Source organism: Herbaspirillum sp. 1173, from assembly GCF_031455335.1.
In the GTDB taxonomy this organism is placed as follows: domain Bacteria; phylum Pseudomonadota; class Gammaproteobacteria; order Burkholderiales; family Burkholderiaceae_D; genus Herbaspirillum; species Herbaspirillum huttiense.
The window spans coordinates 35,173-46,172 of record NZ_JAVDSP010000016.1 but is presented as its reverse complement, the minus strand read 5'-3'; the positions used below and the strand labels follow the sequence as shown (position 1 = coordinate 46,172).

General features: G+C 60.8%; 9 protein-coding genes. 2 read left to right on the top strand and 7 right to left on the bottom strand.

Annotation, left to right across the window (positions count from 1 at the left end):
* The first annotated feature begins 130 nt into the window (after positions 1–130).
* Complete coding sequence (locus J2X56_RS26795) at positions 131–925, top strand: oxidoreductase (protein WP_310164218.1); 795 nt, start codon at positions 131–133, stop codon at positions 923–925.
* 661 nt (positions 926–1,586) lie between these two features.
* The gene (locus J2X56_RS26790; protein WP_310164216.1) at positions 1,587–2,891 is read left to right on the top strand and encodes a HipA domain-containing protein; all 1,305 of its coding nucleotides are present in this window, start codon (positions 1,587–1,589) and stop codon (positions 2,889–2,891) included.
* 140 nt (positions 2,892–3,031) lie between these two features.
* Here the strand turns inward: J2X56_RS26790 and J2X56_RS26785 are convergent, their stop codons facing one another.
* From J2X56_RS26785 to J2X56_RS26755, 7 genes are all read right to left on the bottom strand, one after another.
* A complete protein-coding gene (locus J2X56_RS26785; RefSeq protein WP_310164213.1) occupies positions 3,032–4,231 on the bottom strand; it encodes an MFS transporter in 1,200 nt (399 codons plus the stop codon).
* A 24-nt stretch (positions 4,232–4,255) separates the two neighbouring features.
* On the bottom strand, positions 4,256–5,287 hold the full coding sequence (locus J2X56_RS26780) for a transporter (RefSeq protein ID WP_310164211.1): 1,032 nt from the start codon (positions 5,285–5,287) through the stop codon (positions 4,256–4,258).
* A gap of 289 nt (positions 5,288–5,576) precedes the next feature.
* On the bottom strand, positions 5,577–6,548 hold the full coding sequence (locus tag J2X56_RS26775; protein ID WP_310164208.1) for a helix-turn-helix domain-containing protein: 972 nt from the start codon (positions 6,546–6,548) through the stop codon (positions 5,577–5,579).
* A 105-nt stretch (positions 6,549–6,653) separates the two neighbouring features.
* Positions 6,654–7,430: a helix-turn-helix domain-containing protein gene (locus J2X56_RS26770; protein ID WP_310164207.1), complete on the bottom strand. Its 777-nt coding sequence runs from the start codon at positions 7,428–7,430 to the stop codon at positions 6,654–6,656.
* Between the two features lie 31 nt (positions 7,431–7,461).
* The gene (locus J2X56_RS26765) at positions 7,462–8,295 is read right to left on the bottom strand and encodes a VOC family protein (RefSeq protein ID WP_310164203.1); all 834 of its coding nucleotides are present in this window, start codon (positions 8,293–8,295) and stop codon (positions 7,462–7,464) included.
* A 20-nt stretch (positions 8,296–8,315) separates the two neighbouring features.
* The gene (locus tag J2X56_RS26760; protein WP_310164200.1) at positions 8,316–9,992 is read right to left on the bottom strand and encodes a bifunctional 3-(3-hydroxy-phenyl)propionate/3-hydroxycinnamic acid hydroxylase; all 1,677 of its coding nucleotides are present in this window, start codon (positions 9,990–9,992) and stop codon (positions 8,316–8,318) included.
* A gap of 72 nt (positions 9,993–10,064) precedes the next feature.
* Positions 10,065–10,904 (bottom strand): fumarylacetoacetate hydrolase family protein, encoded by an 840-nt coding sequence (locus J2X56_RS26755; protein WP_310164197.1) that lies wholly within the window; start codon positions 10,902–10,904, stop codon positions 10,065–10,067.
* Positions 10,905–11,000 lie beyond the last annotated feature (96 nt).

The following is an 11,000-nucleotide window of genomic DNA, read 5'->3' as shown; positions in this document are numbered from 1 at the left end:
CGCTGTCATGAGCAGGATTGTGGTCTAAACATGGGTCAACTTAGGATGCAAATTTCCTGAGAAAGTGGGTCAGATTTCAATGCAATTCAACATGGTGGTTATTGAGCTAAAGCGGGACGATGCAGGCCACATGGAACTGCAAGCGCTCCGCTACGCTGCGATGGTGTCAACAATGACGCTTGCGCAGGCTATTGTCACGTACAAGACCTATCTCATCTCTCGCGGGATGCCTGACGACGGGGCTGAACAGAAGATTGCCGACTTTCTTGAAAGCGACGCGAAATTCGGCGAATCCGTGCGCATAGTTTTGGCCGCGTCGACGTTCCACAAGGAGATCACATCGACGGTCCTTTGGCTCAACGACAGGGGCCTCAATATTTCGTGTGCCCGACTGACGCCATACAGCAACAACGGCAAGGTATTCCTCGACGTAGATCGCTTTATACCGCTACCTGGAGCGGAGGAGTATCAAATCGCTGTCAGAAACAAGGTGGCTGTCGAAAGAATAGCTGAAAGCGAGCGGATTGCACGCAATCTCGCAAAGTACTCTCTTCACACATCGTTCAAAGACTTCGATTCCTTGAGTAAACGAGACTTAATATTTAACGTTGTGAAGATCGCGCTCGAATTGAATGTTGGAGTTCAGCAGATTCAGGAAGCAATACCTTGGAAGTCGGACCTCTTCGTGTCTGCGAAAGGATCGCTTTCCATAGATGAATTCTTCCGACAGGTAGGGCCACGGGCTATGGCCGCCGGTTTAAATCTCGAACGTCTCTATTTCAAAGATCAAAAGCGACTACTAGAGTGCGACGGCATGACTTATCTCATGCGCCGGGATTGGGGGCCCAAGACCGAGCAAGCCGTACAAAGCGTCATCAAGCTTTTACCTGAAGGTCACGGTGTTACTTACAGCCTTCAAGAGTGAGACGAATCTGTTTAGAACCGAGGCGCATTGAACGTCCGCTTCCGGCCAATAACGGACTTCTGTTGCTCGTTCTGCCCAGCTAGCCGCCGCGCTGCTCAGCTCGTTCCGGTTTGACGGGCCAACTCAAACCGAACTGGGCGTCCACGAGCCGCGGCCAGCGGGAATTGCATTATAGAACTGCACCAGAAAGAAGCCGTCAGCCGTAAAAAAGCCCGCAGTCGCGGGCTATATTTGGCAATAGGGGAATTCGCCAAAACAGCGCTAGTGCAATCTTATCGAACGCTGTTCATGAGAAAACTTTGGGCCAACGACGTATTCTTCAGTATCAAGCTCCGGGCAGACATTCATCGTGGTCATGATGATTTGATGGAGAACGTTAGACTGAGCCGATTGGTCGCGAATGATTCTCTGGAAATTGTAGCTACGCTCAACTTCCATGCCGCCGTCTTCTACTCCATCCAAGATAAGCAGGTGCGGATACGCTAAGCGGCAAACGTGACTCTCGCTTAAGCACGATGGATGCCTTAGCTGGCGCCATGAATACCAGTCTAGTCGCGGTGCCGAATCATCTGCTGCCTGAGGTGTTACGCCTCATGTCGGGCAAGGTCATTGGACCAGATGATGTGCCGACCGCCGCCGAACGCATACTGAGAGGTGAAGTGTGAGAAAGTCCACGCCGGTCCGCTATCAAGAAGTTTGGTTGCAGGACCAGCATGCAGGCTGGCTATGTGAGGCTGACGGCATCACTCGATTTGTGGCCACCGAGCAGTACTTAACCAACACCAGGCGACCGACCCTATCTATTTCAATTACCCCGCCAGGTTCAGACGACTTGAGCCGAAGTATCTTGGGCAATCAATTCGATCCCGCCATTTACCGCGAACGGGGGCAACTCCCCCCATTCTTCGCTGGCTTGCTACCTGAGGGCTCATTGCGACGTCGCCTCGCATCGACGCGCCTGCATGCCGAAGACATGGATGATTTCGGGCTGCTGGCCTTGGCCGGCGAGGATCTCCCTGGAGCGGTCAGGGTCGTACCCGCGCGTCTCGACCATCTGACGCCAACGGCACTCGCTTTGGGCGCCACCGGCGGCGCCGATGGGCTCAATGTGTGCGTTCCAGAGGGCGCCGCCAAAGGTGCGGCATCACTTGCGGGCATGCAGGACAAGCTAGCGCTCTCTCAAGTTCACCATAAGTGTGGGTATTGCCTTCCCTCCGAAGGGCAGTTGACAACCATCATCGCAAAGCTGCCAGCGCCCAACGATGATGACCAGGTGATGAATGAATATGCCTGCATGCGGTTGGCAGCACTAGCCGGTGTCGACGTCGCACAGTGCCAACCTGAGCCAATGAAGGCCATAATTGATCAACCTGATTTGATTGAGGAGCTTGGCCCCGCCACCCGGTTCCTCAAGGTAGAGCGCTTTGATCGCAGCCTTGATGGTGCGATACACATGGAAGATGCTTGCCAGCTCCTGACGTTGATGCCGCCGCAAAAATATGCCAACCAAGACCGCTTCGTCACTTTGCTCGCGATAGTGAATCGTCTGAGCTCTCGGGGCATCGAGGATGTCCGGGCGCTGTTTATACGTCGAACCGTTAATACCTTGCTTGGAAATTCGGATGCCCACTTGAAAAACGTTAGCGTGCTGTACCGAGATGGTCGTTTACCGCAGCTTGCGCCGGCATACGACATCGTATGCGTGGCATCCTTTCCGAGTTTCCGGGGATATGCCGTGAATGTGGCCATCGATAAGCAGCAGCGCCTGGAAACACATGAGACTTACGCTGCAATCGCAAAAGCTGCTGGCATCTCGCAGCGCATCGCGAAAACCGCAGTTAAGCAAACAGTGACCTTAGCCAAGGAAAGTTGGCCCTCAGCTTTGCGTAAGATGGATGTTTCGCCGAGGGTGAGCAATGAGATCCTGCATCGACTAGCGACGCTGCCGCTATCGACAGCCTTGTAGGCATACAAAGATCGTCTTCATGACCGCGCGTGAATAGCGTCAATCAGCGTGGCAAGTTACCATTCTGCGTACCTTCACCATCCCTCCGCGTACGACGTGATTGCAAGGAAGCCCGTGACTGGGGGGATGGTAGCAATGATTCAGGTTAGCTCGCGCTCAAAGTTGCTGGGCGGGCGATGGGTCGATAGTGCTATATCTGCTGTGACGTAGAGCGCAATAATCAGAGAGATCGCATAGATACTTGCGGCGAGCCATCCAACCATCCGGAAGTTGTTGCCGCTCACGATCATTGCTGCCATCACAGGACCCACCCCCTGGCCGACAAAGACGGCAGCATTTGCCAGGCTGGTGAGGCGTCCGGTTGGGTCGAATTCGGCTGACAAGGCAAACAGGTAGGTCAGTCCAAAAAACCACACCGCCATGATCAGCGCTGCTGACGCAGCATAGACCAGTTGTGTTTGACCATGGACAATGGCTAGCGAGGCGGCAATAGAGCCGGCAAAGCCTATCACCTGTGCTGACATATGTCCCAGACGCTTCCCTAACATGCCGGCTATCGCCGCGCCAGCTGCGCCGGCCAACGTGCTCAGTCCGAGAATCGCGCCAATCACTGGGCCCGGCAGGCCGATGGAGACACCAATACGCTCCTGGTAGACCCAAAGCACGCCATGCCCGGCAAACAGCAGGCCGAACAAGAGCAGCAACAAGGTGGTTCGCAGATTGAGCGGTGGTGCCACCATAGGCTGAATACTCCGCGCCTCGCCTGGCTGACGCGGAATCAAGCGTGTCATCGCCAGGGCTGGCAAGGCCATCAGGGGGAAGCTCAGGAATACCGCGCCCACGCCGGCCGCCGAGATGAGCAAGGGTGCAGCGCCAATCGACACCGCTCCCCACAGCAGCAGCATGATGTTGGTGGCCGCATAGGTCCGATCCTTATTGCGGCGCTGCGCACTGGTGGCATAGACCACCGTTTGCGAAACACCGCCGCCGAAACCCGCAACTGCGCGCGAGGCGCACAGCAGCCAGTAAGTACCGTGCAAGGCACTGAGCGCACTGCCGCCGGCCAGCAGCAACAAGCCGCCCTGGCACAGCCGGCGCCGGTCCCAGTGATTGACCACCAGCGCGGAACTGCCGCAGCCGATGGCCATTGCGATCAATTCAGCCCCAAACAGCATGCCCATCTGCTGCAGGTTCAATCCCCAATGATCGACCAACGCGCCGCCCAACACCGGTTGCATCTGCAGCGTGCCCACGCCGATCATCATCAGGAATCCCAACAGGCCCAGCGTCTTGCCGCTGTCGACGTTGTGGCTTGCCTCTGTCTTGTATTGCTGGCTCATCATGTTCTCCTGTAGTAGCCGGACTCAGAACTCGTAGGCGTAACGCGCCTGCAAGACCAGGCTGTTGCGGGTGCGGTTGCGCACGTGGCTTTCGGTGTAGCTGTTGATCCACAAGGCATCGCGCTTGTCACCGCGATGGATGGTGAACATTGCGCCAAGACCCACACCAAGCACTTGCTCGCGCGAATCGGCCATATCCGTGCCATTGGTCTTGCTGTCGGTGAGCTGCTTGAAGTAGTAGCTGTTCACGCCCAGCCGCACGTCGCGCATCACTTCATAGGAAGTGGACAGATTGATCCAAGCTGCCTGCCCGGCCTGGGTGTCGCGCACGGCCTGGCCCTGGTAGGCAAGCGGGGCGCTGCCGGCTGGCTGGGTGTTCTTGAAGTTGTAGAGATAGTGCAGGCGCCAGCTGATTTCCCAGCGCGGCGTGGGCAGCAGCGTGGCGGCCCAGAAGGGATTGATAGAGTAATAGCCGGCCCCCTGATTGAGGTCATTGTTGCGGTTATAGTGTCCCGTAGGAAGCAGGAAGGAGAACTCCAGACGCTGCGAGTAAAGCGGCCCGGCCGCTCCCATCACGGGATCGAATTGCAGAGATGGGCTAATAGTCATATCGCCGATGCTGGTCCCGCCACCGGTCAAGGTGGCCCCTGGCTGGCCAAACCGCCCATCCAGGGAAACTACCGGCAGAAGAGCGTTCAGGCCGAGCGTGGCGTTGCCGATCCGAATGGGCGAGGTATAAGACAGGTGGTTGATCAGCGTGAGGGAGTCGATGCGAGGATCCTTGAAGGCGGCCGAGTCGCGTCCACTACTATCCTTGATGGCGTTGCCGTTGGCGTAACGTAGCGCGGGCAGGTAGGCCCAGCCCGGGTCGGTGCGCGAAAAACCATCCATGAAACTGGTTTCACCCAGGTTCAGTCCCTGCGGCTGCGATACCGTAGGTGCAATGCCGCTGACCTGCGCCAGCGCATGATCGGCCCCCAGGGCCAGGCTGGCACCGAAGAGGGTGATGGGGATGAGATGACGGAAAGCACGGTGCTTTCCCGATGGCACTTGCATGGTTGTCTCCGGTATGGAGCGATCTGCGGATCGCTGTCTTGTCTTGTTATGGTGAAACCCGCAGCCGCTTTGCCAGCCTTATCAGGGCAGTGCTCTCAAGCGGTCTGATCAAGTTCGGCACAAGTGTAGAAGCAATGCCGTAGCGGCTCTTTTGCGTAAGCGACGCGCTCTTTGCTCAAAGTGACCTGTGCATTAGCGAAGTCGCGGCAAGCAAAGAAAACACCACGCAGAAAAGCGAACGGCCCGCCAAAGCGGGCCGAACCATTCCGGTAAAACGACACAAGCGCGTTCAACAGCGTGCAGCCACCCTGCACTCGCGCGGACTGAGACCATAGGCCTGCTTGAACGCATGGCTGAAGTGCGCCGCATTGCTGAAGCCCCAGCGGAAAGCGATCTCGGTGATGGTGCAGCCGGCCTGCTCGCTATCCCGCAAATCCTTCAGACTCTGTGCCAGCCGCCTCTGCCACAGAGTCTGGGCCACCGTCATGCCGGTCTCGTCGCTGAACATGCGATGGATCTGCCGGCTGGAATAACCGAATTCCTCGGCGATGCGCGCCACCGTGAGGTGCTCGTCGCCCAGGTGCTCATCGATGAATTGCACGATGCGCTGGCGCAGTCCCATGGCCGCGCCGCCAGGATGGTCGTTGCTGGCTTCCAGGGCCGAGGCCACCAGTTGCAGGATGCTGTTGGCCACCACATTGCCCGAGCGCAGGGGCATGGTGTGGCATTCGCGGAAGGCACTGGTGATCTGTTCTCGCACCATGCGTTCAATGCCGGTGCGGCCGAAGCTGCGCGCAGCAAGTTGGCCCAAGGCCGCTTGCAGGGGTGGTTCGGCCGAGCGCGGATGCAGCAGGACCAGATGCTCTCCCTCCCCTTCGCTGGCAATGGAAAAGGCGCGCGTGGTGTCGTAGACACTCCAGTCGCCGGGTCGCAAGACATCCTGCCGCCGGCCTTGGCGAAACACACTGGTGCCGCGTGTCTGCAGGACGATCATGGCCGTACCCGGAGCATCCTGCGTCTTGGCAGGCTGGCGCACGTAACGGCAGGCATCGCTGCGCACCCGGCACAGGCTGGCGTCGCCCAGGTCGCCATATTCGATGCAGCCACGAAAGCCCAGCCAATCGCCGGGACTGAAGCTGATGCCGGACGTTGCCAGATCTTCCGGATCACGCGCCACATAGGTACTGAGCCAGGTTTTCCAGACCTGGCTGCGGTCGACTTGGGCGATGTCGTCGGTCACGACGACGGCCAGTTTTGCCATGCTGATCTCCTTGGCTAGCGTCTTCGCGGCTGCATGAGGCAGCTCACGCGTGCATTGCTCTTTTTTTTTCGCCTGCGGCCTCGCCGGGCAACAGGTCATGTCGGCTCAGGCGCTTGCGCGTCTGGCCTCGTCCTCTCCGCCGCCCTGCATACCTGCGGCAATATCCCGGCTGCCGGTAGCCAAGACACTGGCCAGGATGGGAATGTGCTCCTGCCCGGCACTGCCCGGCAGCACGAAGCTGAGGCTGCCGATGGGCTGTCGTGCTTCGCCCAGCAGTGCCACGGCGATACCGATGCGGTCCGGATCGATCTCGCCGAAGGACACCGCATAACCGGTCTTGCGCAGTTGCGACTGCTGGCTGCGGAACTGTTCCCAGGAGTCGGCCATGCCGCTGCTGCGCAACTCTTCCTGGTGGCGTTCGTAGAGCCGCTTCAAGCGGCGCGTTGGTTCATGCGCCAGGATGATGCGCGAGGTCGCGCCGCGCAACAGCGGCATCGGCCGGCCGCGCTCGTAGCTGATCAGCGATTGCGGCCCCTTGGTATGCACCTGGTGGATGCACAGCACGGTATCGGCAAAGGCACGGCACAGCAGCACCACCGAGCCGTCCGGTGCATAACCGGCCAGGCGGTTCATCACCGGGCGCGCACTCAGCAGCAGCGGATCGGTCAGCTGGATCTGGCGATCCAGCTGCAGGATGGCCGGGCCCAGGATGTAGTAGCCGCCACCGCTGGCGGCGACCAGGCCGACCTCTTCCAGCGCCAGCACGTAGCGGTAGGCGGTACTCATGGACACCTCCAGCGTGCGGGCTATCTGCTCCACGGTCCAGGCTGGCGTCTCCAGCGTGAACAGGCGCAGTACGCTCAGCGATCGGTCGGTTGCCATGGGTTTCCTGTCGGTCTTGCCGGGCCGGCGCTCAGGTCCGGATCCAGGCGCGGCCCCACGAATTGAGGGTGTATTCATTGTGGGGCCAGACGCCGGGCGTGGCGTCGATGGCGACGCGATCGAGCTCGGCCGAAATTTCCAGTCGGTTGCCATCCGGATCGGTGACCATGAAGAACAGGTTGTTGCCTGGTCCATGACGACCCGGCCCGAAGAAGATCGGAATCCTCAAGCGCGCGAAGCGATCGCCCCAGTCGCGAATGTTATTCCATTCATCGGTCTCGTAGCAATGATGATCCCATTCGTTGCGCGATCCGCGGAAGAAGGCTAGCGAATGATGCTCGTCATCCGAGCGCAGGAAGACCACCATGACGCGCCCGCTCTCTTCATCGATGCCCTCGTCGGAGACGGTGAAGCCCACCTGTTCGACGTAGAAACGCACCACTTCATCGAGCTGGGTGGTCTGGAACACGGCGTGCTGCAGGCGCGCCGGCATGGCATCGGCCTGGCGCGGTGCGCGTGCCAGGCCGTAGACGGTCAGGCGGCCTTGCGGATCGGCGATGCTGAAGGCGCCGGCTTGCAGCAGGGGATCATCGATGCCTTGCATGGCCACGCCATTGCGCGCCAGCCGCGTGGCCAGAGCGTCCAGGGCGGCGGCGTCGCGCAGGACATAGGCGGGATACAGCAGGCCGGCCGGTCCGGACGAAATCACGGCGGCACGGCTGCCGCCGCGCAAGACGTGGCGGTCCTGTTCAAGGCTGGCTTGCAGGTCCATGTTCTGGCTGTAGAAGCGCGCCAGCGCATCCGGATCCGGGCTGGTGATGTGCAGGTGGTGCAGCTGGGCCGGGCTGTGGGATTGCATTCTCATGTCGGGTTTCCTCATTCGGTTCAGGCGGTGGGACGGGCCAGGGCGCTTGTGTCGGCAATGCCATCTGCACGAGCGGGGATGGCGGCCGGGGCCGGGCGCAGGCCGAAGCAATCCATGCAGGCCTGGGCGAAGCCAGCTTCCTGGGCAACGGTAAAACTGCCGGCGACGTAGCGGTCCGGACGGACCAGCACGATGGATTGCCCCAAGGACTTGAAGAAGGCCAGGGCTTGGTCCTCCGCGTCCACACACTGGAGCACGCCCGCGATATCGGTGGGCGCAGCGGCCTGGCGCGGCAGAATGGCGATGCGGCGCACACCGAGGGCCTCCCACAGGGGTGCCTGCAAACCGGCCAGCCACTGCGCCGCTTGCGCACCAAAGGCCAGCAAGGCATAGCGTGGACCCACCACATCGTCGAGCCGCACGATGCTGCCGTCTGCCGCCTGCAGCCTCGGCTGCGGGCTCATGGTGCCGACCAGCGCCTGGGCACCCGCCTTGCCCTGGCCGATCAGCAGGCCACGGTGATAGCGCGGCTTGGGCTTGAATTTCATCTGCAGGAAGTAGTCGCGCAGCGGCGGCACATGCGCCACCAGCCGGAAGAAACCGCTGATGGCGGCGGCATGCCAGCGGCTGCGCGGCGCCATCACTTCACCCAGGTTCAGGGCCAGCTTGATGAGTGCCCAGGCATGCGGACGGCGCTCGGCTTCATAGGAATCCAAAGCGGCATCGGGCAGGCGCCCGGCGATCACCTCGGCCAGTTTCCAGCCCAGGTTGTGGGCATCGCGAATGCCGCTGTTCATGCCCTGGCCCGCATAGGGCGGCGTCAGGTGGGCGGCGTCGCCGGCCAGGAAGACGTTGCCGATGCGCCAGCGTTCGGCCATGCGGGCGTGGAAGGTATAGACCACCTTGCGCACGATGGTGGTGGGCTTGTCGCCCCGGAAGGGCCGCAGGAATTCGCGGATGCGCTCGTCCTGGAGCATGGCATCGGCATCTTCATGCGGATGGATCATCACCTCGAAACGGCGCGTGCGATGCGGCCCCGGCACTTCCACGATGGGACGGCCGGCATCGCAATAGACGCGGGTCTGCCAGAAGGGATCGTCATCGTTCTCGGTATCGAGCACGATCCAGCGCGACTTGAAGGTGGTGCCCGACATGGGGATGTCGAGCAGGGTGCGCACCGGACTGCGGCCACCGTCGCAGGCCACCAGATAGCGCGCGCTGACCTTCAGTGGCTGGCCGGCGGCGTCGCGGATCAGTGCCTCTACCTGCCCGTCAGTTTGCAGGAAGGACTCCAGCTCGTGCCCGAAGCGCATGTCCAGCGCAGTGAAACGCTGCGCACCCTCGCGCAGCGTGGCCTCGAAGAGCGGCTGGCGGAAGGCGTTGCGGCGCGGGAAACCATACTCGCTGCGGGTCGGCTCGACCTTGCCGAAACAGTGGCCGCCAGGGCGGGTGAAATAATGCACGCCGTATCCCAGCACTACGTCCTTCAGCACCGGCTGGTCCAGTCCGATGAATTGCATGGTGCGCAAGGATTCATCATCGATGGAGACTGCGCGCGGCTCGGCCACGGTCGATGGCTTGCGGTCGATGATGAGGGTGCGGATGCCGGCCTGGCCCAGGATGTTGGCCAGCGTCAGGCCGGTCGGGCCAGCCCCGACGATGAGGATATCGACGCTGTGCGTCTGTTGGTCTGTCATGGGTGTCTCTCTCTTCCAAGGCGCCCTGCCCCGGCGCTTTCATCGCCACAGGGTCAGGACGCAGGCTCCCGCTCAGGCTTCCTGGGCGACCGGATTGACCAGCTTGCCCAGGCCGGAGATCTCGACCTCGACCACATCGCCGGGCTTCATCCACAGCGGCGGTTCACGGAAGGCACCCACGCCACCGGTGGTGCCGGTGATGATGACGTCGCCCGGATTGAGCTCGGTGAAGGTGCTGCAGTATTCGATGAGCGCCGGGATGGGGAAGATCAGGTCATCGGTGCGGGCTTCCTGCACGACGGTGCCGTTGAGCCGGGTCACCAGGCTCAGTTGCGAGGGATCGCCCGCTTCGTCAGGCGTGACCAGCCAGGGGCCGAAGCCGCCGGTCTGCGGGAAGTTCTTGCCGGGGATGAACTGGATGGTGTGCTTTTGCCAGTCGCGCACGCTGCCATCGTTGTAGCAGGCGTAACCGGCCACATAGTCCAGGGCTTCGGCAGCCTTGACGTGACGTGCCCTGCGGCCGATGACCACGGCCAGCTCCCCTTCGAAATCGAGCTTTTCCGACGCATGCGGACGGATGATGGGCTGCAGGTGGCCGGTCTGCGAGTCGGCAAAACGGGCGAAGATCATCGGGTGCTTGGGCAGTTCGCGTCCGGTTTCCTTGACGTGCGACAGGTAGTTGATGCCCACGCACAGGATCTTTTCAGGATCGGGAATGACCGGCAGGAATTGCACTTCCGCAATGGCCAGCGCCCGTCCCTGTTCGGCGTCCTGCTGCGCGCGCGCTGCGCCGCCCCGGGCCAGGTACTGCTTCAGGCTGCCGGCACCGGCATGGCCCAGATCGATCACCTGCTCGCCCGTGACGAGGCCGAAACTGTCCTTGCCCTGATGGCGAAAACTCGCGAATTTCATGACATCTCCTTTGTTGTTCGAGGACCCGATCTTAATCCCGTCAACGCGAAGAAGTAAACACAATTATCAAAATAAGATAATTTTTGTAGTAGTTAC

Bases quoted from the DNA above. Each gene is read 5' to 3' on its own strand.
- J2X56_RS26760 (WP_310164200.1), bottom strand. From the start codon at position 9,992: ATGACAGACCAACAGACGCACAGCGTCGATATCCTCATCGTCGGGGCT.
- J2X56_RS26795 (WP_310164218.1), top strand. From the start codon at position 131: ATGGAACTGCAAGCGCTCCGCTACGCTGCGATGGTGTCAACAATGACG.
- J2X56_RS26765 (WP_310164203.1), bottom strand. From the start codon at position 8,295: ATGAGAATGCAATCCCACAGCCCGGCCCAGCTGCACCACCTGCACATC.
- J2X56_RS26780 (WP_310164211.1), bottom strand. From the start codon at position 5,287: ATGCAAGTGCCATCGGGAAAGCACCGTGCTTTCCGTCATCTCATCCCC.
- J2X56_RS26755 (WP_310164197.1), bottom strand. From the start codon at position 10,904: ATGAAATTCGCGAGTTTTCGCCATCAGGGCAAGGACAGTTTCGGCCTC.
- J2X56_RS26775 (WP_310164208.1), bottom strand. From the start codon at position 6,548: ATGGCAAAACTGGCCGTCGTCGTGACCGACGACATCGCCCAAGTCGAC.
- J2X56_RS26770 (WP_310164207.1), bottom strand. From the start codon at position 7,430: ATGGCAACCGACCGATCGCTGAGCGTACTGCGCCTGTTCACGCTGGAG.
- J2X56_RS26785 (WP_310164213.1), bottom strand. From the start codon at position 4,231: ATGAGCCAGCAATACAAGACAGAGGCAAGCCACAACGTCGACAGCGGC.